The sequence below is a fragment of the Telluria sp. ZB4P37 genome, from assembly GCF_059685855.1.
This window is the reverse complement of sequence record NZ_JCASID010000005.1, coordinates 210,934-237,534: the sequence shown is the minus strand read 5'-3', so window position 1 is coordinate 237,534 and position 26,601 is coordinate 210,934. Positions and strand designations below refer to the sequence as shown.

The window sequence follows — 26,601 nt, the reverse complement described above, 5'->3', positions numbered from 1 at the left end:
TCGTGCCCGATTTTGCCTACAATTCAATCATGTCCACGACCGCAACTGCCGCTACTCCTTCCACCATGTCCGGGCTCGCCGAGCGGCGCCGGCAGGTGGTCGCCGCGCTGCGCGCGCAGCTGCCCGAACGCTGCGTGCTGTCCGACCCCGAAGACACCCGCCCCTACGAATGCGACGGCCTGGCAGCTTACCGCCAGCTGCCGATGATCGTGACCCTGCCCGACAGCGAAGAGCAGGTGCTGGCGATCCTGGACGTCTGCCGCGAACTGGCCGTGCCGATCGTTCCGCGCGGCGCCGGCACCGGCCTGTCGGGCGGCGCGCTGCCGATCGTGGATGGCGTGGTGATCTCCACCGCGCGCATGAATCGCATCGTGCGCGTGGATGCCTACTCGCGTACCGCCGTGGTGCAGCCGGGCGTGCGCAACCTCGCCATCTCGGAAGCCGCCGCAGGGGACGGCCTGTACTACGCGCCCGATCCGTCCTCGCAGATCGCCTGCACCATCGGCGGCAACGTGGCCGAGAATTCGGGCGGCGTGCACTGCCTCAAGTACGGACTGACCGTGCACAACGTGCTGCGCGTGCGCGTGGCCACGATCGACGGCGAGATCATTGAACTCGGCAGCGAAGCGCTCGACGCTCCTGGCCTGGATCTGCTGGCCGTCTTCATCGGCTCGGAAGGCATGCTCGGCATCGTCACCGAAGTCACGGTCAAGCTGGTGCCGAAGCCCGCGGTGGCGCAGGTCATCATGGCCTCGTTCGGCGACGTGCTCACGGCCGGCAATGCAGTGGCGAATGTTATCGCCGCCGGCATCATCCCGGCTGGGCTGGAAATGATGGACCGCACTTCGGTGCGCATGGTCGAGCCTTTCGTCCATGCCGGCTACGATACCGACGCCGCCGCCATCCTGCTGTGCGAGGCGGACGGCACCGCGTTGGAGGTGGCGGAAGAAATCGCGCGCATGAAGGCCGTGTTCGAAGGCGCGGGCGCGACCGCGATCGCCGTGTCCGAAACGGAGCTTGATCGCATGCGCTTCTGGTCCGGCCGCAAGAACGCCTTCCCGGCGGCGGGGCGCATTTCGCCAGACTACTACTGCATGGACGGCACCATCCCGCGCAAGAAACTGGCGCAGGTCTTGGGCGCAATCGAACAGATGGAAACGACCTTCGGCCTGCGCTGCGCCAACGTCTTCCACGCGGGCGACGGCAACATGCATCCGCTGATCCTGTTCGACGCCAACCAGCCGGGCGAATTCGACCGCGCCGAAGCCTTCGGGGCCGCGATCCTGGCACTGTGCGTCGAAGTAGGCGGCACCATCACCGGCGAGCATGGCGTGGGCATGGAGAAGATCAACTCGATGTGCGTGCAGTTCGGCCGCAAGGAGCTCGACGCCTTCTTCGCGGTCAAGCGCGCATTTGACGCGCCGATGCTGCTCAACCCGGACAAGGCGATCCCGACGCCGCACCGCTGTGCCGAATTCGGCAAGCTGCACGTGCATGGCGGCGCCGTGCCCTTCCCGGACCTTCCGCGCTTCTAGCACCATGACCTCCATCGAACACTACCAAGAGCAGGTGCAGGCCGCCGCAGCCGGCCGGCAGCCGCTACGCATCCGCGGCGGCGGGACCAAAGACTGGTACGGCCAGCGCTTCGAGGGCGAGATCCTCGACACGCGCGGCTACAGCGGTATCGTCGATTACGAGCCGACCGAGCTGGTGATCACGGCGCGCTGCGGCACGCCGCTTGGTGAGATCGAGGCCGTGCTCGCAAGGCAGAACCAGATGCTGGCCTTCGAGCCGCCGCATTTCGGGCCAGGAGCAAGCATGGGCGGCGCGATCGCCGCCGGACTGGCGGGCCCGCGCCGCGCCAACAGCGGCGCCGTGCGCGACTTCGTGCTGGGCGCCAAGCTGCTGGACGGGAAGGGCGACGTGCTCACTTTCGGCGGCCAGGTGATGAAGAACGTAGCCGGCTATGACGTCTCGCGCATGCTGGCCGGCTCGATGGGCACGCTCGGCCTGCTGCTCGAAGTGTCGGTGAAAGTGCTGCCCAAGCCTTTTGCCGAAACCACGCTCCAATTCGCGATCGGCGAGATCGACGCCATCCGCAAGCTCAATGAATGGGGCGGCCAGCCGCTGCCCCTGTCGGCCAGCTGCTGGCATGATGGCGTCCTGTCGCTGCGCCTGTCGGGCGCGCAGGCGGCGGTCGACGCGGCCGTGCGCGGGATCGGCGGCGAGGTGGTGCAGGACTGCGATGCCTTCTGGGCCGGCGTGCGCGAGCAGCAGCATCCCTTCTTTGCGGGCGAGGACGCGCTTTGGCGGCTGTCGGTGCCGTCGACAACGAGCGCCATCGTCCTGGGTGGAACCCAACTGATCGAATGGGGCGGCGCCCAGCGCTGGCTGCGCACCGGGCGGGACGCCGCGACCATCCGCCGCACGGTGTCGGCACTGGGAGGACACGCGACGCTGTTCCGCGGCGGCGACAAATCCGCCGGTGTGTTCCAGCCGCTGCAGCCCGCCGTGGCACGTGTCCACGAACGCCTGAAGGCGTCCTTCGATCCGTCGAACATCTTCAATCCGGGACGGATGTACTAGCATGCAAACCAATCTCGCCGACTTTATCAAGGGCACCGCCGACGGCATCGAGGCGGAAGCGATCCTGCGCGCCTGCGTGCACTGCGGCTTCTGCACCGCCACCTGCCCGACCTACCAGCTGCTGGGCGACGAGCTCGACGGCCCGCGCGGGCGCATCTACCTGATCAAGCAGGTGCTCGAAGGCGCCGAGCCTACCCGCAAGACCCAGCTGCACCTGGACCGCTGCCTGACTTGCCGCAACTGCGAGACCACCTGCCCGTCGGGCGTGAAATACGGGCGGCTGGTGGATATCGGCCGCCGCGTGGTCGACGAACGCGTGCCGCGCCCCTTGAGCGACCGCATCAAGCGCACGACCCTGAAGGAATTCCTGCCGCGAAGCAGCCTGTTCAAGCCGGCGTTCAGGGCAGGGCAGCTGGCACGCCCACTGCTCTCCACCGGGCTGCAGGACAAGCTGCAGCCCGCGCGCAAGGCCGGCGCCTGGCCGACGCGCACCCATGCGCGCAAGATGCTGGTGCTGGACGGCTGCGTACAGCCTGCCATGGCGCCCAACATCAATGCGGCCACGGCGCGTGTGCTCGATGCGTTCGGCGTGCAGCTCGTGGTGGCGCCGAAAGCCGGCTGCTGCGGCGCCGTGCGCTACCACCTCAACGATCAACAGGCCGGGCTGGACGACATGCGCCGCAATATCGATGCGTGGTGGCCTTATGTGGAGCAGGAGCAGGTCGAAGCCATTGTCATGACGGCGTCCGGCTGCGGCGTGACGGTCAAGGAATACGGCCACCTGCTGGCGCACGATGAAGCCTACGCCGCCAAGGCCGGGCGCATCGCGATGCTCACGCGCGACCTGTCCGAGATCCTGCCCGAGTTCGAAGCGGAACTGGCCGACAGGCTGAAAGGGAAGATCGCCAAGCGCGTCGCCTTCCACCCGCCCTGCACGCTGCAGCACGGCCAGCAAATCCGCGGCAAGGTCGAAGGCCTGCTGCGCGCCGCCGGCGTGGACGTGCGCCTGTGCGCCGACAGCCACCTGTGCTGCGGCTCGGCCGGCACCTATTCGGTGCTGCACCCCGAGATCGCCCACGAACTACGCGATCGCAAACTGGCCAACCTGGAAGCGACGGGGGCGGACGAAATCGTGTCGGCCAACATTGGCTGCATGAGCCACCTGCAGTCGGGCACGCACACGCCGGTGACGCACTGGATCGAACTGATCGACCGCGCGCTGGCTTGACCCGCCGCCCGCAGGGTCCGGCCTTATACTGGCGCCCTGTCTTGATTCCAAAGGATTGACCGTGAGTTTCGTGTTCCAGCTCATCCGCGACGACGAGGGCTTTCCGCCCGCCGTCGTCTTCGAAGACTCCACCACCCCCGGCCTGGTGCCGCTGTGGGAAGCTGTCGGCGTCTACGATGTGCTCTACAACAGCGACGGCCGGCGCGGGCGCGACGTGTCGCGTGCCATCGCCTATGGACTCGACAAGGTGAGCCAGGACGCGAGTCTGGCCCGGCTCGTGCCGCCGGGCGTGTCGCAGCTCGAGGCGATCCGCTTCCTGGAAAACGTCAACCGTGGCTGCACCACGCACGGCGCGGCCTGGATCCAGACGCGTTAAATTCGTCTGCTGGTAGTCGAGTTACGCCTTTTGTCATATGATCTCTGAGCTCAGCCGGAGGGAAAGTAGTATTCCTACTGCCGGTGTGTCACATACAAGGGAACTCCATGCACATCCGCCGCTTCGCCGCCGTCCTGACACTATCCTGCTTCTTCAGCCTTCCCGCCTGGGCCCAGCAGGTCATCGCCAGCGCCGCGTCGCCCGGCAATGTCCTGAGCGTGGAAGTGCAGGTCGATGGCGGCGGCAAGCTCGCTTACAGCATCACGCGCAAGGGCGCGCCCATCATCGGGCTGTCGCGCCTGGGCTTCAACCTGGCCAATGCGATGAAGCTCGACGGCGGCTTCAGCCTGCGGCGCCAGGCTACCCGTGACCATGACAGCACCTGGGAACAGCCCTGGGGCGAGCGCCAGTTCGTGCGCAACCGCTACCGCGAGCTGCGCGTGGACCTCGAACAGAAAAAATACGAGGGCCGCCAGCTCACGGTGGTTTTCCGCATCTACGACGACGGTGTCGGCTTTCGCTACGAATTCCCGGCGCAGCCGCAACTGAAAACGGTCGAGATCCTCGACGAGCTGACCGAGTTCGTCGTGACGCAGCCGGCCACTGCCTGGTGGATTCCAGCCGGCGAGCTGCCGGGCCTGGAAGAAGAGATCCGCAAGGCTCCCTTGCGCGAAATCGGCATCGCCAATACCCCGCTGACGGTGCGCCTGGACGACGGCACCCACATCGCCTTCCACGAAGCGGCGCTGGTCGATTACGCCAGCATGTGGCTGCGCAAGGTGGATGGCCAGAAGCTGCGCGCCATGCTGGCGCCGTCGCCGGGCGGCCCGGCCGTGGTGCGCCAGGGCGCCTTCACCACGCCGTGGCGCACGCTGCAGATAGCAAGCGACGCGGCAGGGCTTTACATGTCCGACCTGGTGCTGAACCTGAACGAGCCGAACAAGCTGGGCGACGTGTCGTGGGTGAAGCCGTCGAAATTCGTCGGCGTCTGGTGGCAGATGCACCTGAACAGCGGCAGCTGGAATGCTGGGCCGAAGCACGCCGCGACCACGGCCAATACGAAAAAACACATCGACTTCGCGGCGAAGAACGGTTTTCGAGGCGTGCTGGTCGAAGGCTGGAACAAGGGTTGGGAGAGCGACTGGGGCCATGGCGGCGCCGACTTCAGCTTCACCCAGCCCTACCCGGACTTCGACCTGCCGGGCCTGGCCGCCTACGCCAGGTCGAAGGGCGTGCGCCTGATCGGCCACCACGAGACCGGCGCCAACATCGTCGCCTACGAAAAGCAGATGGACGCCGCCTATAAACTGTATGCGAAGCTGGGCGTGGACAGCATCAAGTCGGGCTATGTGCACGAGGCGGGCACCGCCTTGTTCATGGGCCGCGACGGCAAGCCGCGCTACGGCCACTACGATTCGCAGGAAGGCGTGCGCCATTTCGTGAAAGCGGTCACCGAGGCAGCGAAATACAAGCTCTCGATCGACACCCACGAGCCAATCAAGGACACCGGCCTGCGCCGCACTTATCCGAACTGGCTTACACGCGAAGGCGCGCGCGGCGTCGAGTACAACGCCTGGGGCAATCCGCCCAACAGCGTCGACCACGAGGCCAAGCTGGTGTTTACCCGCATGCTGAGCGGCCCGATGGATTACACGCCGGGCGTCCTGAGCCTGGTGGGCGCGGACGGCAAGGTGTTCAATTCCACCCAGGCCAAGCAGCTGGCCAACTTCGTGCTCATCTACTCACCGATCCAGATGGCGGCCGACCTGCCGGAAAACTACGAGAAATACCCGGCCGCCTTCAAGTTCATCCGCGACGTGCCGACCGACTGGGCCGATACGCGCGTGATCCACGGCGTGATCGGCAAGTTCGCGACCATCGCCCGCAAGGACCGCGCTAGCCCCGCCTGGTATGTGGGCGCGGTCACCGATGACCAGGGCCGCACGCTCCCGCTTAAACTGGACTTCCTCGACAAGGACAAGCGCTACACGGCCGAGATCTACCGCGACGGCGACAAGGCCGACTACCGCACGGCGCGCCGCTTCGACCTGGTGGTCGAGACGAAGACGGTCACCGCGACGGACGTGCTGCAGATGCGCCTGGCCCCCGGCGGCGGACAGGCGATCCGCCTGGTGCCGCAGCCGTAAGGTGAAGCGCCGGCTGCCGGCCTACAGCGCCAGCAGCCGGTCGATGTCGCCGGCAATCTCCGAAGGCGTCGTTTGCGGCGCGTAGCGCTTCGCCACCTCGCCATCGCGGCCCACCAGGAACTTGGTGAAGTTCCACTTGACGGCTTCCGTGCCCAGCACGCCGGGCTTTTCGCCCTTCAGGTGCTTGAACAGCGGGTGCGCGTCCTCGCCATTGACCTCGACCTTGGCGAACAGCGGGAAGCTCACGCCGTAGTTCTTTTCGCAGAACTCGCCGATCTCGGCTTCGCTCCCGGGTTCCTGCTTGCCGAACTGGTTGCAGGGAAAGCCCAGCACGGCCAGGCCGCGTTGGCCGTACTGGCGGTGCAGCTCTTCCAGCCCCTTGTACTGCGGCGTGAAGCCGCAGGCGCTGGCGGTGTTGACGATCAGGAGCACCTTGCCGCGGAAGCGCTCCAGGCTGACAGGCTGGCCGTCCAGGCCATTGGCGGTGAAATCGAAGACGTTCATGGTGGCGTTCTTGTAGGGTTAAACGCAAAGTGTAAGACAAGGCCGCAAATGCTGCTGTTTCGCTGTCATTGTTTGTTACATATGTAAACCTGCCTCCATGCGACAATCGCGCTCGCCTCAACTGTCGAGCAGGAACCATGTCCACCACACGCCCTACCGCAAGTCCACGTCCTCCCCGGATTTCCCTGATTGCCCACTTGGTTGCAGGCACGCTGCTGGCGCCGCTGGCGGCTCTCGCCCAGCAGGCGCCGGCTGCCGCGGTGCCAGAGCAGGCCAGGCAGGCTCCGGCCAAGCCCGTGCCGGTGGAGTCCACAGTCACCGTCACCGCCACCAAGACCACGAACCGCATCGACCGCCAGTCCTATGATGTCAAGGCCGACCCGGCCACCTCGAACGACACGGTGGCCGATACCCTGAACAAGGTGCCGTCGGTGGCCGTGGACGGAGAGGGCAATGTGACGCTGCGCGGACGCGGCAACGTGCAGATCCTGGTGGACGGTAAACCCTCCGCGATGATGCAGGGCGAGAACCGCGCGGCGGCGATCAATGCGCTGCCGGCAGGCGACCTCGAATCGGTGGAAGTGATCAACAACCCGGGCGCGCAGTTCGGCAACGAAGGCGGCGGCGGGCCGATCATCAACCTGGTGATGCGGCGCGACCGCAGCCCGGGCGGCTTCGGCGTGGTCAACGCCAACCTCGGCCAGTCCGGACGCTACAATTCCTCGGCCTTTGGCAGCTATAACGCTGGCCGCATCAGCCTGCAGGGCGGCGTGTTCCGCCGCCACGACGGACGCGATTCCAGCGGCGAGACCCGGCGCGAACGGATCGACCCGGTCACCGGCGCCGTCGCGCGCAGCACCCAGGTTTCCAGCGGCGAGAACAAGACCGATGCAGCCGGCTTCAATGGCGGCATGACCTATAACCTCGGCGAGAAGGACGTGCTCGGCGTCACCGCCAGCTATTCGCAGAACGAGAACGGCTCGCGCTCGACCGACCACTATCGCAGCTTGAACGCGACCGGCGTGGTGGACAACGACTACCTGCGCACCAGCCTGCGCGATGCCGACAGCCGCAACTACAGCCTGGGCGGACGGCTCGACCACAAGGGCGGCCAGCCGGGTGAAGTCTTCAAGCTCGACCTGCGCCTGTCGGGATCGGACTCGGATAGCGACGCGCGCTATGCCAGCGCCTACACGGTGCGCCCACCGACCGCCGCCGCGGCCAACAGCCGCCAGGCCGGCGTGAATGAAACGCGCGTGGTCGATTTCACCGGCGACTACGAGCTGCCGGGCGAGCATGGCGTGATGAAGATGGGCTACAAGGTGGCGCGCAACAGCAATGTGTTCGACAACGCCTATTTCGACCTCGACCCGGCCACGCAGGCCGAGCGCGTGAACACTTCGCGCACCAACCGCTTCGAATTGACGGATACCACGGTGGCGCTGTACGGCACCTACCAGTGGCGCATCGACAGCAAGTGGGGCGTGCTGGGCGGCCTGCGCGCCGAGTACACGGACCTCGACATGAACCAGGTCACGACCGGCCAGCGCGCGACGAACCACTATTTCGACGCGATCCCGAGCGCCTTCGTCACCTACGGCCTGTCCGACGACACCACGCTGCGCCTGAGCTACGCGCACCGCATCCGCCGCCCGGGCGCGGGCGACCTGAATCCCTTCGTGGTCTACCGCGACGAGCTCAATGTCTCGTCGGGCAACCCGAACCTGAAGCCTACCGATTCCGATTCGCTGGAACTGGGCGTTGAAACGAAGCTGGGCAAGGTCGACACCAACGTGCGCCTGTATACGCGCCGCGACACCGACCTGATTTCGGAACGCCGCTTCCTGCTGGCCAACGACGTGCTCCTGACCACCCGCGAGAACGCCGGCAGCAGCACGTCCAGCGGTCTCGAATTCAATTTCAGCGGACGCGCCAGCCCGAAGCTGATGCTCAACGTGAACGGCAACATCGGTTACTCGGAGCAGACGGTGCTGGGCAGCGCGCTGGACGACAAGCGCAGCGCCACCTCGATCAGCGGACGCGCGCGCATCAGCTACCAGATGGATACAGCCAACAGCTTCCAGCTGATGCTCAACGCCCAGGGCAAGACCCTGTTCGGGGAGGGCTACCGCCAGCCGGTGCGCACGGCCGATGTCAACTATCGCCGCAACCTGACGCCGGCCCTGACCCTGGTGGTGAATATCAACGACCTGTTCGACTCGCAGAAGGCGGAGATGATCACCGAGACCGACCGCTTGCGCGAATACAGTATCCGCCGCACAGGCGGGCGCGTGGCGTATGTGGGGCTGTCCTACCGCTTCGGCAGTTTTGGCGGGCCGGGGCAGCGCCGGCCGATGATGTTTGGTGGGCCGGGCGGGCCGGGTGGTCCTGGTGGCCCAGGTGGCCCCGGCCACTGATGCTGTTGCAGCGTGGGCCGATTCTCCGCCCACGGGGTGATAGTGAGCTTTTGAACAGCCGCACGGGCAGCATCACTGTGATCCGACCGTGTGGGCGGGAGATCTGCCCACGCTACGATTCTAGGCTCACTCGCGTCCGCAGGATTCTCTCTGCATGACGCGCCAGATAAACACCTTCACCAGCGACACCCCTTCGCGCGCCCGGATCGACTCCTCCCTCGCCCTGGGGCCGGACTTCGCCGATGCCGATTTGTCGGGCTGTGATTTCCGCGACGCCGTGTTCGAAGGCGGCAGCCTGCGCGACGCCCACATCAAGACACGCGCTTCGAGGGCGCGGACCTGCGCGAGGTGGACCTGGGAGGCCTGAAGCTGGCAAATGGCAGGCAGTTCCTGGGGGCGACCATCTCGGCGCGCCAGGCGGCCGAGATAGTGCGGGCGATGGGTTTGAACGTTGCCGAAGGGCGGCTAGCTGCGTTCGAAGGTCGGCTGGAAGGGCACGGCCGGCGCCGTGCATTGTTCGACCGGCTGCGGCTTGCCGTCTTCCTTGCGGATGAAGCACTCGTCGAACACCGAGCAGTAGCAGGCCGAGTACTTGATGTCGTTCATGCTGCGATGGAGGGCGTCGAAGTTCGGGTTGGGTACGGCCGTCTCGCTCGAGGTGAACATGACCAGCGTACCACCGGGGCGCACCAGAGCGCTGGAGACGTTGCCTCGGACATTGACAGGGATGTTGAACTCTTTCGATGGTCCGCAGCAGGCGTCCAGCAAGGCGTGCAGGTTCGCGACAGGCTTGCCCTTGTAGGTCAGCTCGACCCATTCGATGCGGGCAGGCCCGATACCGTTATTCACCATCTCGAACTCGACCCGTTTGCGGAACAGCCCCGTTTCGCTGGCCGGCGCCCGCGACGAATTCGAGCGCATCAGGTCCAGGTAAGGATAGCTGTTAGCCGCCACCAGCTTTTCCATCGAATGCGCCGAGTGCAGGCCGAGCCAGAGCGAGACCAGCGAGACGATTGCCGCTGCGACGGCCAGGCTGATGTCGAGCCAGCGCACGCCGGTGCCATGGGGGTGGTGGTGGGGATGATTCTCGTGTTCCAAGGCCGCTCCGAACGTTGACGAAACCGCGATTGTAACGACGCAGCGCCCATAGCGGAGGCTTTGGGCAGCGAATATGCGGCAGGCATGAAAGCGGCCGTGATCCGGTTCCGGAAAAGGAACTGGGCGCCGCAGCGCCCATTCAAGCAGCTGCCCCGCGCAGGCGTCTCAGACGATCCCGAGATGCTCCATCCCCGCCGAGAAATCGCGGTTCTTCGCGTGCTTGCTATTGAGCTTGATGTTCAGGCGCAGGTCGTTGACCGAATCCGCGTTGCGAAGCGCATCCTCATATGAAATCTTGTCCGCCTCGTACAGGTCGAACAGGGCCTGGTCGAAGGTCTGCATGCCCAGCTCGCGCGACTTCTTCATGATCTCCTTGATCTCGTGGACGTCGCCCTTGAAGATCAGGTCGGAAATCAGCGGGGAGTTCAGCAGGATCTCCATTGCCACCACGCGGCCCTTGGCTTCCTTTTTCGGGATCAGGCGCTGCGAGATCAGGCCCTTCATGTTCAGCGACAGGTCCATCAGGAGTTGCTGGCGGCGCTCTTCGGGGAAGAAGTTGATGATGCGGTCCAGCGCCTGGTTCGAGCTGTTGGCGTGCAGGGTGGCCAGGCACAGGTGGCCGGTCTCGGCAAACGCGATCGCATGCTCCATGGTCTCGCGGTCGCGGATCTCGCCGATCTGGATCACGTCCGGGGCCTGGCGCAGGGAGTTCTTCAGGGCCGCTTCGAAGCTGTCGGTGTCCACGCCCACTTCGCGCTGCGTGATCACGCAGTTGCGGTGCGGGTGCACGAATTCGACCGGGTCTTCGATCGTGATGATGTGGCCGTAGCTGTTCTCGTTGCGGTAGCCGACCATCGCGGCCAGGGTAGTCGATTTGCCGGAACCGGTGGCGCCGACCATGATCACCAGGCCGCGCTTGGTCATGATCACGTCCTTCAGGGTTTCCGGGAGGTCGAGGTCCTCGAAACGAGGGATGGTGGTGGTGATCACGCGCAGCACCATGCCCACGCAGCCCATCTGCATGAAGGCCGAGACGCGGAAGCGTCCCAGGTCGCCTGGGCTGATCGCGAAATTCGATTCCTTGGAGAGCTCGAAGCCGGCCGCCTGTTTGTCGTTCATGATGGCGCGCGCCAGGTCGTTCGTGTGCGTGGCGTTGAGCGGCTGGTTCGAGACTGGCGTCATCTTGCCGTCGATCTTGATCGCCGGCGGGAAGCCGGCCGTGATGAACAGGTCCGAGCCGCCTTTGCCGGTCATCAGGCGCAGCAGGTCGAACATGAATTTGGATGCCTGGTCGCGTTCCATCGCTGGTCCTTAGCCTGGGAAGTTTTCTGGAATCTTGGCCGCGGTGCGGGCGGCGGCGCTGGAGATCACGTTGCGGCGCACCAGGTCGGTCAGGTTCTGGTCGAGCGTCTGCATGCCGACGTTGCTGCCGGTCTGGATGGCCGAATACATCTGGGCGATCTTCGCTTCGCGGATCAGGTTGCGGATCGCCGGGGTGCCGATCATGATCTCGTGCGCCGCCACGCGGCCCGAGCCATCCTTGGTCTTGAGCAGGGTCTGCGAGATGACGGCTTGCAGCGACTCCGACAGCATCGCGCGCACCATCTCTTTTTCCTCGCCCGGGAAGACGTCGACGATACGGTCGATGGTCTTGGCGGCCGATGAGGTGTGCAGGGTGCCGAACACCAGGTGGCCGGTTTCGGCCGCCGACAGCGCCAGGCGGATGGTTTCCAGGTCGCGCAGTTCGCCCACCAGGATCGCGTCCGGGTCTTCGCGCAGCGCCGAGCGCAGCGCATTGCTGAACGAGAGCGTGTGCGGGCCGACTTCGCGCTGGTTGATCAGGCATTTCTTGGAGTCGTGGACGAATTCGATCGGGTCCTCGATGGTGAGGATGTGGCCGTACTCGTTTTCGTTCAGGTGGTTGACCATCGCCGCCAGCGTGGTCGACTTGCCCGAACCGGTCGGGCCGGTGACCAGGACCAGGCCGCGCGGGCGCATGGCCAGGTCGCCGAAGATCTTCGGCGCGTTCAGTTCTTCCAGCGACAGGATCTTCGAGGGAATCGTGCGCAGCACGGCCGAGGCCCCGCGTTCCTGGTTGAAGGCATTGACGCGGAAGCGCGCCAGGCCCGGAATCGCGAACGAGAAGTCGCACTCCAGGATCTCTTCGTACTGCTTGCGCTGGCCGTCGTTCATGATGTCATAGATCATGCCGTGCACGTCCTTGTGCTCGAGCGGCGGCAGGTTGATGCGGCGTACGTCTCCATGCACGCGGATCATCGGCGGCAGGCCGGCCGAGAGGTGCAGGTCCGAGGCCTTGTTCTTCACGGAGAACGCAAGCAGTTCTGAGATGTCCATCTTATAATCCTTGTGCTATGAGTGGCGCCCAGGCAGCCGGCCTCGTCTCGACTCAAAATATTTCCTATAGAAAACCATTATGTCCATAATCGCCGGGAACTTGCAAGCTGTCGAAGCGACAATCAAGGCGGCCTGCGCACTGGCCGGCAGGGCGCAAAACGAGGTGCAATTGCTGGCCGTGTCGAAGACCTTTCCCCCTGAAGCGGTGGTCGAAGCCATCGCCGCGGGGCAGCGCGCATTCGGTGAAAATTACCTGCAGGAGGCGCTCGACAAGATGCAGGAAGTGGCGCGCCTGCAACCATCGATTCCGGTGGCATGGCATTTCATCGGCCCGATCCAGAGCAACAAGACGCGGCCGATAGCAAGCAGCTTCCAGTGGGTGCATACGGTGGAGCGCCTGAAGATCGCGCAGCGCCTGTCCGAGCAGCGCCCGCCAGAACTCGGCCCCCTCGACATCTGCCTGCAGGTGAACATCAGCGGCGAGGCCACCAAGAGCGGCGCGCGCGAGGCCGAGCTGCCCGAGCTGGCGCGCCAGGTCTCGCAGCTGCCCAACCTGCGCCTGCGCGGGCTGATGGCGATCCCCGAGCCCAGCACCGAGCCTGCCCGGCAGCGCGCCGCATTCGCGCGCCTGCGCAAGCTGTTCGAGTCCTTGCGCCTCGGTGGCCTGCCGCTCGACACGCTGTCGATGGGGATGTCGGGCGACCTGCCTGCGGCGGTGGTCGAAGGCGCGACCATCGTGCGGGTGGGCAGCGCCATCTTTGGCGCGCGCCACTATGAATAAGTCCAATCAAGGAATCGAATGAAAATTGCGTTTATCGGCGGCGGCAACATGGCCACGGCCCTGATCGCGGGCCTGGCCGGCCAACTGACCGGCGCCGGCAGCCTGCATGTGGTCGACCCGAATGCCGAGGCGCTCGAGCGCCTGGCCGGCCAGTATGGGGTGAGCACGGCCGATACCATCGACGTGCAGGTGGCCGGCTGCGACATCATCGTGCTGGCGGTCAAGCCGCAGCAGATGCGCGAAGTCGCCGCGGCGCTCAAGCCGCAGCTGGGCGGCCAGCCGCTGGTGCTGTCGATCGCGGCCGGTATCCGGATTGCCGACCTGTCGCGCTGGTTGGGGGGCTATACCCGCATCGTGCGCTCGATGCCGAACACGCCGGCGCTGATCGGCATGGGCATCACCGGCATGGTGGCCCAGCCTGAGGTCGACGCGGCGCAGCGCCAGGCCGCCGACAGCGTGATGCGCGCAGTCGGCCAGACCGTCTGGCTGGACGACGAAAACCTGATCGATCCGGTGACGGCGGTGTCGGGCAGCGGCCCGGCCTATGTCTTCTACTTCCTGGAAGCGATGCAGCAGGCCGCCGTCGAGATGGGGCTGGATGCCGGGCAGGGGCGCAAGCTGGCGCTGGCCACCTTCACCGGCGCCGCGCAGCTGGCGGCGCAGTCAAACGATCCGGTGGAGACCCTGCGCCAGCGCGTCACCTCGACAGGCGGCACCACGCATGCGGCGGTGAGCAGCATGGAAGCGGCGGGCGTGAAGGAAGCGATCGTCGCGGCCATGAAGGCGGCCAGTGCGCGTGGGCGTGAACTGGGCGACGAACTCGGGAAAGATTGAACGAACTGGCGGGTGATGCGGCCACGCCGCATCACCATGCCGGCGAGCGCTGATGTGCGCTTGCCGGCTGCCTGCTGCCGATGACCGCTTATTTACGGCCGATGGTCGCCTGCTTCACTGCCTGCTGCGCGCCGTCGTCCACCGCACGAACCTCGACCGTCCACGGCGCCTTGCCCGACAGGGTGACCGATTTCGAGAACACCAGCGCATCGCCCTGCTGTGCGAAAGCCGGCTTGGCGAAGGCATGGAGCACCTTGCCATCGCTGGTCAGCACCCGCACCTGCGCTTCGTTCACGCTGGCCACGCCGTTGGCGTCCCTGACCCTGGCATTGATGGCCACCGGCTGGCCGTTGCTGACCTTGGTGCTGCCGAGCGTCAGCTCCGCGGTAGGCGGCACATTGTCCGGCACTGTCACCTCGTACTTGCCGGTATAGTCGGTCGACACCAGGTTCACGCGGCCGTCGACCCGAACATGCCACTCGCCGGCCTGCGGGAACTTGACATCGACGGAGCGGTATTTCTGCACCGTCGTCAGGCCGGCCGACTGGGCAGCGAAGCCGATGCCGGTGGCAGGGTCGACGCCAGGCGGGTACAGGGTAATGTAGAGGTTGTTGGCCTCCAGCGCCCACGACGCATCGGCGAACAGCTTGATGGCGCCCGGTTCGACCGTGATCTTGTGCAGGCCGTACCCCGTGTTGGTCTGGAACGAGTTCAGTGCCGCTGCGCCGGCGTAGGCGCCGCCGCCGACGCGGACCGGGCCCGGATTGAATTTGACCAGGTCGTCGGCCGTGACGGCGGTTGGGATGGCGCCGGCATTGACCGCGTCGACCGCTTTGCGGGTGTCGACGAAGCCCGCACCCGCGTCATGGGTGTCGTAGCCAGCCATGACTTCCTTGTTGGCGGTGACTTCGAGCAGGCGGATCACGTCCAGCGGCGCCAGGCGCGCGCCGCCTTTCTTGTCCTGGGCCTGGTGCACCAGCGCCGCGATGCCGCTGACGTGCGGGGTGGCCATCGAGGTGCCGGATGCGGCGCCATAGTTGGTGCCGGAGGCGGTCATCGGGTGCACCGGGTTCTGCGTCGACACGATGTTCTCTCCCGGCGCCACGATGGCCGGGCGGTCGATCCCGAGCGGGCGCGCGGCGTGGTCCCAGGCCGCCTGCTCCTCGGCGCTGGCGGCCAGGAAGGTGTTCAGGTTGGCCAGCGCCAGCTCGCGGTCGTGGTTGCCCTCGGGCCGTCCGCGCGAGGAGAAGCCGGTCATGCCGTAGGCCTTGTTGGTAGCGCCGATGCCCAGGCCGTACGGCGCGTTCGAATACGGGTTCATCGTGTTCGGGCCCGCGCCATCGTTACCGGCGGCGAAGATCGACAAGATGCCCTGTTCGAAGGCCAGGCGCGAGGCGACATTGGTCGAGCGGTTGGGGTTGAAGGGCTCGTAGGTCGAGCTGCCCCAGGAATTGCTGAGCACGCGGATGTCGGCTACGCCGTCGCGCTTGCTGGCAATGACGTGGTCGTAGGCTTCCAGCGTAAAGGGGAGGTTGATGCCGGTACTGGCGCCGTAGCTGATGATGGTCGCCTTGGGCGCCATGCCGCGCAGGTTGCCGTCGGAGTCGACGCCGGTGCCGGCGATGGTGCCGATGCAGTGGGTGCCATGGCCGTATTCGTCGGTGTTCCAGTGGGTGCCAAGGCCGTCGAGGTGGCGCTCGACGATCGAGGTCTCGACGTCGATGCCGTTCGGCGTCAGCGACACATACACCTGGGTTGGATCGTTGCCGAGCGCGCCCGCCACCTCGTAGTTCTTCCTGACATTGCCGAGATCCGGGTGCAGGCCGTCGGCGCCGGTGTCGATGATGGCGACGGTCACGCCCGAGCCGTCCAGGCCGAGCACGCGCTGCACTTCCTCGGCGCGGGTCATGGCGCGCCCTTCGGCATTGAACAGGCGCTGGGTGCGGCTCGGCTCGATGAAGCGGGTTTCGCCCCAGCCGGCCACCTTGCTGATCTCGTCCTTGGTCAGCAGCATGCGCGCCATCGGCAGCACCTTGTAGGTCTTGAACTTGCGGCCGAGGACGGACAGGCGCTGGGCGCTCTCCTTCTTGTCGAACACGACGATGACGTCGTAGTAGACATTCGCGAGCTGCTTGTTCAGCTCCTGGGTGAACAGGCTATCGATCTTGGTTGCGGCATGGGTGCCGGTCACGACCGGCACGAGGCCCGTGACGGCCGCACTGGCGACCGGGCCGTGGGCGCCCATTGCCAGGACAAGTGCTGCAACGAGGGAAAAACGACGACGGTTTGTACTCACTATATGCTCCTCTTGATCTGTTATTGTCTCGGGATGCTCCAGTTGAAACACGGCATTTCCGTGTGCCGCCTGATGAGTATCCCGTTGGCAAATGAACCGGTCAAACGTGCATACATACGTCTCGATTTAATTTTTACAAATGTCAAAAAACGTCGTATCCGCGCCAATGTTCAATTGTGCAGGCGAACGTTTGTGCTAGGCGCGGAAATGCAGGAGGGGACTTGCGGCAGAGAATGCCCAGTGAACGACAGGGCGGGGTGGCGTCAGTGGATCTCGAGGCCCTTCCAGCGCAGCACCGGCAGCAGGCGCTGGGCGAGCTGGTAGGCCGACACGGCGCCGGTCGCGATGCCGACGGCCCATTTCGGCCTGATGATGAACAGGCCCGCGGCCACGCCGGCGGCGACCAGCGCCGTCTTGCGGTGCCGGTTCAGCAGGGCGGGGACCACGCCCAGCGTCGCGGGCGAAGCGAGCGAGGCGTAGTCGCAGGCCACCTGCGCGCGCTGGTCTGCACAGCGTTCCACCAGCGCGGCGCGGCGCGCCGCCAGCGTATCGGTCTCAGCCTTCATGGAAGGATTCTCCCTTGAGCGAACCGGCATCCTTGCGCAGCTCGGCCAGGGTCGCCGCCATCAGGGGCGGGCGCGTCTTGAGGCCGGCGCGCAGCCGGGTGACGGCAAATGCGCTGCCGAGCGCGAACAGGATGAACATGCCCCCGACCGCCAGCAAGCGGTGGCTGTCCCAGAACAGCACCAGCACGAACAGTACGGCGAGCAGCAGGCCGACGAAGGCCAGCACCGCCGCTACCAGGGCCCAGGCCAGGTAGCCGAACAGGCGCCGCGTCTCTTCCTGCAGCTCGATGGCCGCCAGTTCGAGCCGCGTGCGCAGCAAATCCAGCATGCTGGCGCCGAGCGCCTTGACGTTCGCGATGATGCTCATGCGCGCCGTCCCGGGATCAGCGGCGTGCGATCAAGAGGCCGATGACGACGCCGACGGCGGCGCCCAGGCCCACCGACTTCCATGGGTTTTCGTGCACGTATTCGTCGGTGACCTTGGCGGCTTCCTTGGTCTTTTCGACAACAGTCTGCTGGTACTCGCCCAGGCTTTCCTTGGCGCCGGCCAGGGTCTGCTCGAACTTGGCCTTGGCCGCCTTGAGCTCGTCGCCGGTCAGGTGGCCGCTATTGCGCAGCCAGGCTTCGGCGTCCTGGATCACGGTCTTCAGGTCCGACAGCAGCTGGTCACGGGTGCCGGTTTGGGTAGGGATCTTTTCCATCATGATGAAGAGCCTCGCTAAAGTAAGTAAATGTGGTGGATGAATGCCTTTTGTGCAATATTACCTGAATGTATAGTCGAGTGCGACACCTGCGAACAGTGCGGCCCCCAGCCAGTTGTTGTGGCGGAAAGCCTTGAAGCAATCCATGCGGTCGCGCCGGCGGATCAGGGTGTAATGGTAGAGCGCCAGGGCGGCCGCCACCACGACCCCGGCCACGAACCACCAGCGCAGCCCGAGGTACCAGCCGCAGGCCAGGTCGATGGCCAGCGCGGCGCCATAGCACAGCATGACGGCGGCCACGTCGAGGCGCCCGAAGGTGATGGCCGAGGTGCGGATGCCGATCTTCAGGTCATCGTCGCGGTCCACCATCGCGTACTCGGTGTCGTAGGCCACCGCCCAGAACACGTTCGCCACCAGCAGCCACCAGGCCACGGCCGGCACGGTATCTTGCACGGCGGCGAAGGCCATCGGGATGCCGAAGCCGAAGGCGATGCCCAGGTAGGCCTGCGGGATCGCAAAGAAGCGCTTGAAGTAAGGGTAGGTGCCGGCCACGACCAGCGCCGCCACCGAGAGCTGTTTGGTCAACGCATTGAGCGGCAAAATCAGGAGGAAGGCTAGCGCCGACAGCACCGCCGCCACCATCACCGCTTCCCAGCCGCGGATCTTGCCGCTGGTAAGCGGGCGGTCATTGGTGCGCTTGACGTGTTTGTCGAACTCGCGGTCGGCGTAGTCGTTGATGGCGCAGCCGGCGGAGCGCATCAGGGCGGTGCCGAGCACGAAGATGGCCAGCACCATGAGGTCGGGCATGCCGCTTGATGCCATCCACAGCGCCCACAGGGTAGGCCACAGCAGCAGCAGGATGCCGATCGGCTTGTCGGCCCGCACCAGGCGGAAATAGAGCGCCAGCTTGTTCATCGAATGGGTTGTCTTGTCGGGCAAGAACTGTTGAGCAGAAGACAGCGATTCTAAAGCTTTTGCCCCCGGCACGCGTTTCAGCCTCAGGGGAGGGCTTGCCGGTACAATCGACCCCCGCCAACTTTTTCCATTTCCATCATGCACATTTGGGTCGATGCCGATGCCTGTCCCGGCGTCATCAAGGACATCCTGTTCCGCGTTGCCGAGCGCACGCACATCAACGTGACGCTGGTGGCCAATCAGCTGATCCGGGTGCCGGGCTCGCGCTTCATCCGCGCGCTGCAGGTACCAATCGGCGCCGACGTGGCCGATGCCGAGATCGTCGAACGCGTGAGCAGCGGCGACATCGTCGTGACCGGCGACATTCCGCTGGCCGCGCTGGTGCTGGAAAAGGGCGGGCTGCCACTCAACCCGCGCGGCGAGTGGTACACCAGGGACACCATCGCCCAGCAGCTCACCATGCGCGCCTTCATGGAAGAGCTGCGCGGCAGCGGCGTCGATACCGGCGGGCCGGCCGCGTTCAGCCAGGCGGACAGCCGAAATTTCGCGAATGCGCTCGACCGCCAGCTGGCGCGGGTGCGGGCCGGCGGCTGAGCCGTCGCGGCCAGCGTACTGTCGAGGTCGAAAAATATTACCGTGGCTGCCAGCGCCAGTTTGACTGGGCCTTGATACAACAAAGGAGCCTTGCGGCTCCTTTGTCTCATCCAGCGAGCGCAGCGAGTGTCAGCTGCGCGACTTGCGGGCGAACAGGCCGGCTGCCACGAAACCCATCAGCATGAGCGGCAGCGTCGCTGGCTCGGGTATCTGGCGCGGGCCGGCCACGTCGCAATCGCTGCAAATCCAGAGCTGCTCGGCGCCTGCATTATTGCCGGTGTAGCGAATATCGAGCGACAGGAAGTAGTTCCCGTTGACTAGGTTATAGACGGCATCGTTCAGCGTCTGGTTGAATGCAGCAAATTCCGCGACGTTCGTGCCCAAGTTGTTTTCTACATAATAGCCAGCAGCGCCGCAGGAGTTGGCGTTTGTCGCCGTACCGATGTTGTACGAGGCGCCAGTGACCTTGTTCACGCAGAAATTCGCAGCCACCGGCAAGAAATTCGTGATTACCGGTGCATTGCAGCCACTACCCGTGCTGAGCTCGAAACACAGGTTGTTGACCGTGTTTCCTGCGGCGTCGACGATGCGCGCCTGGGCCCAGATATTGATCCACTGGCCCGCACCCGAGCCGCTCTGGTTGTTATCGAACAGGAAGACTAGTTCGTTCCCATCCAGGTAATTACGCAGCGCATTAAGGGAAATGTCCCAGCGGTTAGCCAAGTCGCCAGTAAAGGCGCCGCCTGCATCGGCCATGGTATAGCTTGAGCCCTGGTTCCCGGAAGGTGTCAGGAAAGGGTTGTTGACCGGGGTGTTGGCTGCGAATGGCGGGAAGTTCGTTGCGCCGTTGGCCCCTGAGAAGACGATCGCCTGGTCGGCGATCTGTCCAGGCGACGATTGAGCGGGCAAACCGGAGGATGGCAGGCAGCGCGGATCGCCTGCGGCGGCACACTGCTTGAGCAGATCCAGGGAATACACATTAAAACCGTTATACGTCCCGACGGACATCTCATTAGCGGCAGGCAAGCTCAATTGCGTTGCGTGTGCCGAACCTGCCAACAGGAATACGCCGATGAAGAGCCGGCTGACGAACTGTTTCATTACATCCCCTATTTGTTTGATGGTCTACCCGATACGCAAAGCATAAAACGGGCCAGCTTGAAATTAATGAATCAATTCAGTCAGTTAAGAAAAGCGCCCGCCAAAAAACCAAGAGTCGATGTAAGACATACCGACAGTCGGTGCCTGCTATCGATATCGTATTTACGATTGATAAGCTCAAACACCTTGGCCAAACATGCCCGTAGGCGCTGATCAGGAAAACCAAGGCGCCGGCCGGTGCATGAGCGGCCAGCCAGGGCTCAGGCAGCCACCTCGAGCCTGACCATGTCCACGCCCGGCAGCCTGCATTCGCCCACCGCGCGCGCCACCGCATCGATGGCTGCGCGCCGCGTGAAGCTCTTGCGCCAGACCAGCACGACCCGGCGCGAGGGCGTGGGGTGGGCGAAGGGCACATAGGTCAGCAGGCCGTGGGGATCGTGCATGTCGGCCACCGAGGCGCGCGGCAGCACGGTCAGGCCGATGCCGCTGGCCACCATATGGCGGATGGTCTCGAGCGAGGAGCCTTCGAAGGTACGCTGCATGCCGTTGCCCGGCGATGAATAGCGCGCCATTTCCGGACACACTTCCAGCACCTGGTCGCGGAAGCAATGGCCCGCGCCCAGCAGCAGCATGGTTTCCAGCTTCAGGTCGTCGGCCGGGATGTCCTTGCGGCCGGCCCAGGGATGGGTGCGCGGCATGGCAACCACGAAGGGCTCGTCGTACAGGGTCTGCATCGACATGCCGTGCTCCGGCAGCGGCAATGCCACGATGGCGGCGTCGAGCTCACCCTGGCGCAGCAGTTCCAGCAGCTTGTGGGTGAAATTTTCCTGCAGCACCAGCGGCATCTGCGGCACGGTGTCGATCAGGTTGCGCACCAGCGGCGGCAGCAGGTAGGGGCCGATGGTGTAGATCACGCCCAGGCGCAGCGGGCCGGCGAGCGGGTCCTTGTTCTGCTTGGCCAGCTCCTTGATGGCTGCGGTCTGCTCCAGCACGCGTTCGGCCTGGGCCACGATCTGGGCGCCGAGCGGCGTCACCGACACCTCGGAGCCGCCGCGCTCGAACAGGGTCACGCCCAGCTCGTCTTCGAGCTTCTTGATGGCGACGGAGAGGGTAGGCTGGGCCACGAAGCAGGCTTCGGCGGCATGGCCGAAGTGCCTGGCGCGCGCAACGGCGACGATGTATTTCAGCTCGGTCAATGTCATTAGGTATCGGTCCCAGGATTCGCGGCTGTATTGACGTGCATCCTGACACAATGTTGGCTTTTAGTCAGCCGAGATTTCTTATAGATTCGGTCTATTTGAAATCATAGTCGATATAATTGCCCGGCAGGATTTTCGCCTGCGTTCTTAAGAGGCACCCATGTCTTCGACCTTCGGCCCGGCGGAAGCCCAGGCTTATATCCACAAGCTCCTGACGGTCATGCACCAGCAGGGCGGCTCCGACCTGTTCATCTCCAGCGATTTCCCGCCCAGCATGAAGCACCAGGGCGCCATGAAGCCGCTGAGCCAGCAGCGCCTGTCCGGCGAGGTCACGCGCGCGCTGGCCCTGTCGCTGATGAACGAGCGCCAGCGCGCGGAATTCGAAGCCGAGATGGAATGCAATTTCGCGATCTCGCTGCCCGGCGTCTGCCGCTTCCGGGTCAACGTCTTTGTGCAGCAGCAAAGCGTGGGCATGGTGGTGCGCACCATCGCCTCCGAGATCCCGAACTTCGAGAAGCTCGACCTGCCCGAGGTGCTCAAGGACGTCGTGATGACCAAGCGTGGCCTGGTGCTGGTCGTCGGCGGCACAGGTTCGGGCAAGTCGACCACGCTGGCGGCCATGATCGACTACCGCAACAGCAATTCGGCAGGCCACATCATCACCGTGGAAGACCCGGTCGAATACGTCCACAAGAACAAGAACTGTCTGGTGACGCACCGCGAAGTCGGGGTCGACACGCATTCCTGGCACAACGCCCTGAAGAACACGCTGCGCCAGGCGCCGGACGTGATCCTGATCGGCGAGATCCGCGACACCGAAACCATGGAGCACGCGATCGCGTTTGCCGAGACCGGCCACCTGTGCCTGGGCACGCTGCACGCGAACAATGCCAACCAGACCCTCGACCGGATCATCAACTTCTTCCCGGAAGAGCGCCGCAACCAGCTGTTGATGGACTTGTCGTCGAACCTGCGCGCCGTGGTCTCGCAGCGCCTGGTGCGCACCGAGGACGGCAAGGGCCGCAAGGCCGCCATCGAGATCCTGCTCAACACCCCGACGATCGGCGAGATGATCCTGAAAGGGAACTTCCAGAACATCAAGGAGATCATGCACAAGTCGCGCGAGCTGGGCATGGTCACCTTCGATGGCGCGCTGTACGAGCTGTATAACAAGGGGCTGATCGGCTACGACGAGGCGATCCGCAATGCCGATTCGGCCAACGGCCTGCGCCTGCAGATCAAGCTCTCGGGCGAGCGCAAGGGCCCGGATGGCGGCGGCGGCAAGGCCACCGAGCTGTCGATGGCCGTCGAAGAAGAACCGCAAGACGACGCACCAACCACTTAAAAGACTGTATGCCGCAATTCGAAAACAAGATCTGCACGCGCGCCGAGCTGGCCCAGCGTATCGCCCAACTGCCCAAACCAGTGGTGCTGACCAACGGGGTATTCGACATCCTGCACCGCGGGCACGTGACCTACCTGGCGCAGGCGCGCGAGCTGGGCGCTTCGCTGGTGGTGGCGGCCAATACCGATGCCTCGGTCAAGCGCCTGGGCAAGGGCGACGACCGGCCGCATAACAACCTGGCCGACCGCATGGCGGTGCTGGCCTCGCTGGAGTCGGTGAGCCTGGTGGTGGAGTTCGACGAGGACACCGCATTGGAGGTGGTCTTGGCGGCGCGCCCCGAGATCTACGCCAAGGGCGGCGACTACGACATGACGGCGATTCCGGAAGGGCAGGCTGTGCTGGCCTATGGCGGGCGGGCGGTGGCGATCGATTTCGAGCACGACCGCTCGACCACCAAGCTGGTGGCGAAGATCCGCGGATGATTGAAACGGCCCGGTAGGCCGGGCCGGTCGACGATTCAGGCCAGCGCTTCCTTGGCCGCTTCTTCGGGCGTCAAGCCGTCGTAGAACTGGTCGGTAAACCATTCGACCTGCTCTTCGATATGGTCCTGGGCCTGCTTGACGGTGGCGCCGCCGGCGACGAGGAATCCCTCCACCTCGATACACCAGTGGATGAACGCCAGCGTTTCTTCGTCGAGTGCTTCTTCTTTCTTGGCCATGTCGTTTCCTTTTCTGTTCTGGTGAACCGGCGCTTCAGCGCGGGTAGGTGAAGCCGGTGCGGATATCCATCGGCGCCAGGCGGTTGCCCTCGCGGACCATCAGCTTGTTGGGAGGTTCATCGCCCGCCAGCGCGCCCGGCGTGACAGCCAGGCCTTCGCTTTTTCGCACCAGCGGGTCGCAGCGTTCGTAGACATTGGCGCAGCCCGTGGCTTTGAGCAGGGCCTGCACCACCGGGACCTTCCACTGGTCGACGCCGCCGGCATTGAACTGGCATACCAGATAGCCTGCAGGGCCGCCATAGCTGTGCACCAGCAGGCCCGGCAAGCCATCCTTTTCGCCATCGACCAGCTGCACCAGGGCCTGCGGGTCGGCGATGTCCAGCGCCACGGCGCGGCGCTCGACGGCGGCCTGCACGCGGCGCTTGATCATCGCGTGGTCGACCGGCTCGTCTTCGCGCAGGGTCCAGACGCGGGCGGCGATCTGGGATTTGGCGTTGTAGGCGGCCCGCGCCAGGAACTGGCGCGAGGACGACTGCACGATCGCCGTGGCGCCCGGCTTGTTGCGCTCCGAGGGCTTGCCGTCGACCTTGTCGATGGCAGAGATATAGATCCAGGGGTCGCCGGCCAGCAGGCCTTTTTCCTTACCCTGTTTGATGGTGATGATGAGCATGCGCGGCTTTCGTTTTCAAGGTCGGGATGATACAGCAAGCCGCCGCCATTCCCGGCACCCGGCCGGCGGGCATTCCCGCAAAACCAGGAAGCGGCCGACACTTGCCTTCATCCACGCCCAGACGCCTAGCCGCCCACCTACGTGTTTCGCCGTGCCCGCCACGCCAGTCCCAGCAGCCCCAGCCCGAACATGGTCCAGGTCTGCGGCTCCGGCACCGCCGCCGCCATCGCGCTCATCGACAGCTGGGTGTCGCTGGTCCAGTACAGGTGGCGCTCGACCGTCATGGACGGGTTGAAGTCATAGGCATAGTGCTGGTCCCCGGTCGTGATCAGGCGGCCGCCGCCGACCCAGCCTTCCGGGTCACTGCCGTAGCTGCCCACGCTGAAGTTCAGGCCCTGGTCCTGCGAGAATGAAAAGCTGGTCGCGCCGCACTGGTAGTAAGCGTTGCTGGAGGAGGCGCAGGCGAGGTAATCGAGTTCGCCGACCACCAGCGACACGAGTTCGTCCCTGGCCAGCAGCCCGTCGCCGTTGGCGTCATCGCCACGGAACGACCCGCTGATGACTTCCTGCGGCAGGAAGCTCTTGCTGACGCTGTCGTAGAAACCGTTGAAGGAAAAACCCCAGGAGATGGGACCGGCATGGGCCGCGGTGCAGCAGAGCGCCAGGGCGGCGCTCGGGAGAAGCTTTTTCATGTGTTACCTCGAACAAGTGCAAGGTGCGGCGATGGAAACTGATGCGTCCAGCCTACTCCTGCCCGGCACTTACTGTCGCGTTACCCTGGAAATAATTCCAGAATGTGTCGCCCATCTGCCACATCATGTAACATTGCTGACAGGAATGCTCGAGATAAAAAAGCGGACTCAGGCGCCGCCCAGGTAACCGTTCTGGCGCCAGGCTTCGTAGACGACGACGGCCACCGTGTTCGAGAGGTTCAGGCTGCGGTTGTCGGGCATCATCGGCAGGCGGATGCGCTGGGCCGGGGCGAAGCTGTTGCGCAAGGCCGGGTCCAGGCCGCGCGACTCGGGGCCGAACACGAACACGTCACCCGGCCTGAATTGCGCGTCGGCGAAGGGGGAGGAGCCGTGGGTGGTCAGTGCGAACATGCGCGCGGGATCCGGCTGCACGTCGAGCAGAAAAGCGTCCCAGTCCTTGTGCACCTTCATGGTGGCGTAGTCGTGGTAGTCCAGCCCGGCGCGGCGCATCTTGGCGTCGTCCAGTGGAAAGCCGAGCGGCTCGATCAGGTGCAGCTGCACGCCGGTATTGGCACACAGACGGATGACATTGCCGGTATTCGGCGGAATCTCTGGTTCGACCAGTACGACATGGAACAACGCGTTCTCCTTGGTATGCAGTATCAGTGCGGTGGCGTGCGGGCGAACACGAGATTCGTCACGCGCGCCGCGCCGGCCGCTTTCAGCACGCCGGCCAGTTCATCGAGTGTATGGCCGCTGGTCATGACGTCGTCGACCACGCCGATGTGAAGCCCGCACAGGCTGGCCTGCCCGGCGCGCACCGCAAAGGCACCGCGCACGTTGCGGCGCCGCGCGCCGGGCGCTACGCCCGACTGCGCAGCCGTCTCGACCACCCGGTCCAGCAGCCGCGGCAACAAAGCGACGCCCAGCGCGCGCGCCAGGGGCCGCGCCACTTCGAGCGCCTGGTTGTAGCCGCGTTCGGCCAGCCGGTGCGGCCCCAGCGGCACCGGGCATAGCAGCTCGGGCAGGGCCAGGCCATCGCTGGCCTGGACCGCATCCCTCAGCCGCCGCGCCATCCAGGGCGCCAGCGCCAGCCGGGCGCCGAATTTCAGTTGCAGCACCAGGCGGTCGCTTGGCGCCGTGTAGTCGCACGCGGCCACCGTGGCGTCGAAGGCCGGCGGGTCGGCCAGGCAGGCGCCGCAGCGGCGTCCGGCATCCTGGGCGCCGACCGGGTTGGCGCAGCAGGCGCAGCGCGCGGCGCTGTTCCCGATGTGCGCCAGCGAGCAGGGCGGGCAGACCGTCTCGTCCCCGGGCATGCCGCACAGCACGCAGCTGGACGGCAACAAGGTGCGCAGCAGCGCGCCTTGCAGGGCATGCGGCCAGCGCGACAGGGAAGTCAGGCTACGGGGCAGGGGCATCGGCTGGGGCATCGGCTGAAGCATCGGTTGTGACTCACGCAAGCATGTACACTCCCGCCA

The 26,601-nt window shown here is 65.1% G+C and carries 28 protein-coding genes; 12 read left to right on the top strand and 16 right to left on the bottom strand.

Going from position 1 to position 26,601, the window contains the following annotated elements; genetic code table 11:
* Positions 1-29: 29 nt before the first annotated feature.
* The 5 genes from AC56K1_RS11730 (at position 30) to AC56K1_RS11710 (ending at position 6,337) form a co-directional block, all read left to right on the top strand.
* Positions 30-1,535 (top strand): FAD-linked oxidase C-terminal domain-containing protein, encoded by a 1,506-nt coding sequence (locus AC56K1_RS11730; protein ID WP_497158013.1) that lies wholly within the window; start codon positions 30-32, stop codon positions 1,533-1,535.
* Positions 1,536-1,539: 4 nt separating this feature from the next.
* Complete coding sequence (glcE, locus tag AC56K1_RS11725) at positions 1,540-2,586, top strand: glycolate oxidase subunit GlcE (protein ID WP_497158012.1); 1,047 nt, start codon at positions 1,540-1,542, stop codon at positions 2,584-2,586.
* Between the two features lies 1 nt (position 2,587).
* Positions 2,588-3,814, top strand: coding sequence for a glycolate oxidase subunit GlcF (gene glcF, locus AC56K1_RS11720; RefSeq protein WP_497158011.1), 1,227 nt, complete (start codon positions 2,588-2,590; stop codon positions 3,812-3,814).
* A 61-nt stretch (positions 3,815-3,875) separates the two neighbouring features.
* Positions 3,876-4,190, top strand: a complete 315-nt coding sequence (locus tag AC56K1_RS11715; protein ID WP_497158010.1) for a hypothetical protein — start codon at positions 3,876-3,878, stop codon at positions 4,188-4,190.
* Between the two features lie 107 nt (positions 4,191-4,297).
* Positions 4,298-6,337: a glycoside hydrolase family 97 protein gene (locus AC56K1_RS11710; protein WP_497158009.1), complete on the top strand. Its 2,040-nt coding sequence runs from the start codon at positions 4,298-4,300 to the stop codon at positions 6,335-6,337.
* Between the two features lie 21 nt (positions 6,338-6,358).
* Here AC56K1_RS11710 and AC56K1_RS11705 read toward each other — a convergent pair whose 3' ends face one another.
* Positions 6,359-6,841 (bottom strand): glutathione peroxidase, encoded by a 483-nt coding sequence (locus AC56K1_RS11705; RefSeq protein ID WP_497158008.1) that lies wholly within the window; start codon positions 6,839-6,841, stop codon positions 6,359-6,361.
* A gap of 137 nt (positions 6,842-6,978) precedes the next feature.
* Here AC56K1_RS11705 and AC56K1_RS11700 point away from each other — a divergent pair, with 137 nt between their 5' ends.
* Together AC56K1_RS11700 and AC56K1_RS11695 are read left to right on the top strand one after the other, a co-directional pair.
* Entirely contained in the window at positions 6,979-9,258 is a 2,280-nt protein-coding gene (locus tag AC56K1_RS11700; RefSeq protein ID WP_497158007.1) for a TonB-dependent receptor domain-containing protein, read from the top strand.
* A gap of 154 nt (positions 9,259-9,412) precedes the next feature.
* On the top strand, positions 9,413-9,625 hold the full coding sequence (locus AC56K1_RS11695) for a pentapeptide repeat-containing protein (protein WP_497158006.1): 213 nt from the start codon (positions 9,413-9,415) through the stop codon (positions 9,623-9,625).
* 98 nt (positions 9,626-9,723) lie between these two features.
* Here AC56K1_RS11695 and AC56K1_RS11690 read toward each other — a convergent pair whose 3' ends face one another.
* The 3 genes from AC56K1_RS11690 to AC56K1_RS11680 all read right to left on the bottom strand — a co-directional run bounded on the left by AC56K1_RS11690 (position 9,724) and on the right by AC56K1_RS11680 (position 12,711).
* Positions 9,724-10,356, bottom strand: a complete 633-nt coding sequence (locus AC56K1_RS11690; protein ID WP_497158005.1) for a hypothetical protein — start codon at positions 10,354-10,356, stop codon at positions 9,724-9,726.
* Between the two features lie 165 nt (positions 10,357-10,521).
* Positions 10,522-11,658, bottom strand: coding sequence for a PilT/PilU family type 4a pilus ATPase (locus tag AC56K1_RS11685; RefSeq protein WP_497158004.1), 1,137 nt, complete (start codon positions 11,656-11,658; stop codon positions 10,522-10,524).
* A 9-nt stretch (positions 11,659-11,667) separates the two neighbouring features.
* Positions 11,668-12,711: a type IV pilus twitching motility protein PilT gene (locus AC56K1_RS11680; protein WP_497132887.1), complete on the bottom strand. Its 1,044-nt coding sequence runs from the start codon at positions 12,709-12,711 to the stop codon at positions 11,668-11,670.
* A 79-nt stretch (positions 12,712-12,790) separates the two neighbouring features.
* Here AC56K1_RS11680 and AC56K1_RS11675 point away from each other — a divergent pair, with 79 nt between their 5' ends.
* Positions 12,791-13,492 carry a YggS family pyridoxal phosphate-dependent enzyme gene (locus AC56K1_RS11675; RefSeq protein ID WP_497158003.1) on the top strand — a complete coding sequence of 234 codons (702 nt, stop codon included), beginning with the start codon at positions 12,791-12,793 and terminating at the stop codon, positions 13,490-13,492.
* A gap of 18 nt (positions 13,493-13,510) precedes the next feature.
* The gene (gene proC, locus AC56K1_RS11670; RefSeq protein ID WP_497158002.1) at positions 13,511-14,326 is read left to right on the top strand and encodes a pyrroline-5-carboxylate reductase; all 816 of its coding nucleotides are present in this window, start codon (positions 13,511-13,513) and stop codon (positions 14,324-14,326) included.
* Between the two features lie 88 nt (positions 14,327-14,414).
* Here the strand turns inward: proC and AC56K1_RS11665 are convergent, their stop codons facing one another.
* The 5 genes from AC56K1_RS11665 to ubiA all read right to left on the bottom strand — a co-directional run bounded on the left by AC56K1_RS11665 (position 14,415) and on the right by ubiA (position 18,804).
* Positions 14,415-16,622, bottom strand: a complete 2,208-nt coding sequence (locus AC56K1_RS11665) for a S8 family serine peptidase (protein WP_497158001.1) — start codon at positions 16,620-16,622, stop codon at positions 14,415-14,417.
* A gap of 263 nt (positions 16,623-16,885) precedes the next feature.
* On the bottom strand, positions 16,886-17,188 hold the full coding sequence (locus AC56K1_RS11660; protein ID WP_497158000.1) for a hypothetical protein: 303 nt from the start codon (positions 17,186-17,188) through the stop codon (positions 16,886-16,888).
* Positions 17,178-17,555, bottom strand: coding sequence for a phage holin family protein (locus tag AC56K1_RS11655; RefSeq protein ID WP_497157999.1), 378 nt, complete (start codon positions 17,553-17,555; stop codon positions 17,178-17,180). The genes AC56K1_RS11660 and AC56K1_RS11655 overlap by 11 nt, the downstream gene beginning before the upstream one ends.
* A gap of 16 nt (positions 17,556-17,571) precedes the next feature.
* Positions 17,572-17,892 carry an ElaB/YgaM/YqjD family protein gene (locus tag AC56K1_RS11650; protein WP_497157998.1) on the bottom strand — a complete coding sequence of 107 codons (321 nt, stop codon included), beginning with the start codon at positions 17,890-17,892 and terminating at the stop codon, positions 17,572-17,574.
* Positions 17,893-17,949: 57 nt separating this feature from the next.
* Complete coding sequence (gene ubiA, locus AC56K1_RS11645; RefSeq protein ID WP_497158062.1) at positions 17,950-18,804, bottom strand: 4-hydroxybenzoate octaprenyltransferase; 855 nt, start codon at positions 18,802-18,804, stop codon at positions 17,950-17,952.
* Between the two features lie 138 nt (positions 18,805-18,942).
* On the opposite strand from ubiA, the gene AC56K1_RS11640 reads away from it, so the two are divergent.
* Positions 18,943-19,398, top strand: coding sequence for a YaiI/YqxD family protein (locus tag AC56K1_RS11640; protein WP_497157997.1), 456 nt, complete (start codon positions 18,943-18,945; stop codon positions 19,396-19,398).
* Positions 19,399-19,527: 129 nt separating this feature from the next.
* Here the strand turns inward: AC56K1_RS11640 and AC56K1_RS11635 are convergent, their stop codons facing one another.
* Positions 19,528-20,499: a PEP-CTERM sorting domain-containing protein gene (locus AC56K1_RS11635; RefSeq protein ID WP_497157996.1), complete on the bottom strand. Its 972-nt coding sequence runs from the start codon at positions 20,497-20,499 to the stop codon at positions 19,528-19,530.
* A 260-nt stretch (positions 20,500-20,759) separates the two neighbouring features.
* On the bottom strand, positions 20,760-21,701 hold the full coding sequence (locus tag AC56K1_RS11630; protein WP_497157995.1) for a hydrogen peroxide-inducible genes activator: 942 nt from the start codon (positions 21,699-21,701) through the stop codon (positions 20,760-20,762).
* Positions 21,702-21,858: 157 nt separating this feature from the next.
* On the opposite strand from AC56K1_RS11630, the gene AC56K1_RS11625 reads away from it, so the two are divergent.
* A complete protein-coding gene (locus AC56K1_RS11625) occupies positions 21,859-23,043 on the top strand; it encodes a PilT/PilU family type 4a pilus ATPase (RefSeq protein WP_497157994.1) in 1,185 nt (394 codons plus the stop codon).
* An 8-nt stretch (positions 23,044-23,051) separates the two neighbouring features.
* Entirely contained in the window at positions 23,052-23,525 is a 474-nt protein-coding gene (locus AC56K1_RS11620) for an adenylyltransferase/cytidyltransferase family protein (RefSeq protein ID WP_497157993.1), read from the top strand.
* A 35-nt stretch (positions 23,526-23,560) separates the two neighbouring features.
* Here the strand turns inward: AC56K1_RS11620 and AC56K1_RS11615 are convergent, their stop codons facing one another.
* The 5 genes from AC56K1_RS11615 to AC56K1_RS11595 all read right to left on the bottom strand — a co-directional run bounded on the left by AC56K1_RS11615 (position 23,561) and on the right by AC56K1_RS11595 (position 26,541).
* Positions 23,561-23,761, bottom strand: coding sequence for a hypothetical protein (locus tag AC56K1_RS11615; protein WP_489874654.1), 201 nt, complete (start codon positions 23,759-23,761; stop codon positions 23,561-23,563).
* Positions 23,762-23,795: 34 nt separating this feature from the next.
* Positions 23,796-24,431 carry a class I SAM-dependent rRNA methyltransferase gene (locus AC56K1_RS11610; protein WP_497157992.1) on the bottom strand — a complete coding sequence of 212 codons (636 nt, stop codon included), beginning with the start codon at positions 24,429-24,431 and terminating at the stop codon, positions 23,796-23,798.
* A gap of 137 nt (positions 24,432-24,568) precedes the next feature.
* Complete coding sequence (locus AC56K1_RS11605) at positions 24,569-25,123, bottom strand: PEP-CTERM sorting domain-containing protein (protein ID WP_497157991.1); 555 nt, start codon at positions 25,121-25,123, stop codon at positions 24,569-24,571.
* A gap of 168 nt (positions 25,124-25,291) precedes the next feature.
* Positions 25,292-25,762: a tRNA (uridine(34)/cytosine(34)/5-carboxymethylaminomethyluridine(34)-2'-O)-methyltransferase TrmL gene (gene trmL, locus AC56K1_RS11600; RefSeq protein ID WP_497157990.1), complete on the bottom strand. Its 471-nt coding sequence runs from the start codon at positions 25,760-25,762 to the stop codon at positions 25,292-25,294.
* 23 nt (positions 25,763-25,785) lie between these two features.
* Entirely contained in the window at positions 25,786-26,541 is a 756-nt protein-coding gene (locus AC56K1_RS11595) for a double zinc ribbon domain-containing protein (protein WP_497157989.1), read from the bottom strand.
* Positions 26,542-26,601: the final 60 nt, after the last annotated feature.

What these genes read in the sequence shown, in the direction of transcription:
- AC56K1_RS11595 (WP_497157989.1), bottom strand. Translation starts at nt 26,541, where the DNA reads ATGCCCCTGCCCCGTAGCCTGACTTCCCTGTCGCGCTGGCCGCATGCC.
- AC56K1_RS11635 (WP_497157996.1), bottom strand. Translation starts at nt 20,499, where the DNA reads ATGAAACAGTTCGTCAGCCGGCTCTTCATCGGCGTATTCCTGTTGGCA.
- AC56K1_RS11705 (WP_497158008.1), bottom strand. Translation starts at nt 6,841, where the DNA reads ATGAACGTCTTCGATTTCACCGCCAATGGCCTGGACGGCCAGCCTGTC.
- proC (WP_497158002.1), top strand. Translation starts at nt 13,511, where the DNA reads ATGAAAATTGCGTTTATCGGCGGCGGCAACATGGCCACGGCCCTGATC.
- AC56K1_RS11640 (WP_497157997.1), top strand. Translation starts at nt 18,943, where the DNA reads ATGCACATTTGGGTCGATGCCGATGCCTGTCCCGGCGTCATCAAGGAC.
- AC56K1_RS11675 (WP_497158003.1), top strand. Translation starts at nt 12,791, where the DNA reads ATGTCCATAATCGCCGGGAACTTGCAAGCTGTCGAAGCGACAATCAAG.
- AC56K1_RS11625 (WP_497157994.1), top strand. Translation starts at nt 21,859, where the DNA reads ATGTCTTCGACCTTCGGCCCGGCGGAAGCCCAGGCTTATATCCACAAG.
- AC56K1_RS11620 (WP_497157993.1), top strand. Translation starts at nt 23,052, where the DNA reads ATGCCGCAATTCGAAAACAAGATCTGCACGCGCGCCGAGCTGGCCCAG.
- AC56K1_RS11650 (WP_497157998.1), bottom strand. Translation starts at nt 17,892, where the DNA reads ATGATGGAAAAGATCCCTACCCAAACCGGCACCCGTGACCAGCTGCTG.
- AC56K1_RS11655 (WP_497157999.1), bottom strand. Translation starts at nt 17,555, where the DNA reads ATGAGCATCATCGCGAACGTCAAGGCGCTCGGCGCCAGCATGCTGGAT.
- AC56K1_RS11730 (WP_497158013.1), top strand. Translation starts at nt 30, where the DNA reads ATGTCCACGACCGCAACTGCCGCTACTCCTTCCACCATGTCCGGGCTC.
- AC56K1_RS11710 (WP_497158009.1), top strand. Translation starts at nt 4,298, where the DNA reads ATGCACATCCGCCGCTTCGCCGCCGTCCTGACACTATCCTGCTTCTTC.
- AC56K1_RS11660 (WP_497158000.1), bottom strand. Translation starts at nt 17,188, where the DNA reads ATGAAGGCTGAGACCGATACGCTGGCGGCGCGCCGCGCCGCGCTGGTG.
- glcE (WP_497158012.1), top strand. Translation starts at nt 1,540, where the DNA reads ATGACCTCCATCGAACACTACCAAGAGCAGGTGCAGGCCGCCGCAGCC.
- AC56K1_RS11605 (WP_497157991.1), bottom strand. Translation starts at nt 25,123, where the DNA reads ATGAAAAAGCTTCTCCCGAGCGCCGCCCTGGCGCTCTGCTGCACCGCG.
- AC56K1_RS11680 (WP_497132887.1), bottom strand. Translation starts at nt 12,711, where the DNA reads ATGGACATCTCAGAACTGCTTGCGTTCTCCGTGAAGAACAAGGCCTCG.
- AC56K1_RS11615 (WP_489874654.1), bottom strand. Translation starts at nt 23,761, where the DNA reads ATGGCCAAGAAAGAAGAAGCACTCGACGAAGAAACGCTGGCGTTCATC.
- AC56K1_RS11695 (WP_497158006.1), top strand. Translation starts at nt 9,413, where the DNA reads ATGACGCGCCAGATAAACACCTTCACCAGCGACACCCCTTCGCGCGCC.
- AC56K1_RS11685 (WP_497158004.1), bottom strand. Translation starts at nt 11,658, where the DNA reads ATGGAACGCGACCAGGCATCCAAATTCATGTTCGACCTGCTGCGCCTG.
- glcF (WP_497158011.1), top strand. Translation starts at nt 2,588, where the DNA reads ATGCAAACCAATCTCGCCGACTTTATCAAGGGCACCGCCGACGGCATC.
- AC56K1_RS11700 (WP_497158007.1), top strand. Translation starts at nt 6,979, where the DNA reads ATGTCCACCACACGCCCTACCGCAAGTCCACGTCCTCCCCGGATTTCC.
- ubiA (WP_497158062.1), bottom strand. Translation starts at nt 18,804, where the DNA reads ATGAACAAGCTGGCGCTCTATTTCCGCCTGGTGCGGGCCGACAAGCCG.
- AC56K1_RS11630 (WP_497157995.1), bottom strand. Translation starts at nt 21,701, where the DNA reads ATGACATTGACCGAGCTGAAATACATCGTCGCCGTTGCGCGCGCCAGG.
- AC56K1_RS11610 (WP_497157992.1), bottom strand. Translation starts at nt 24,431, where the DNA reads ATGCTCATCATCACCATCAAACAGGGTAAGGAAAAAGGCCTGCTGGCC.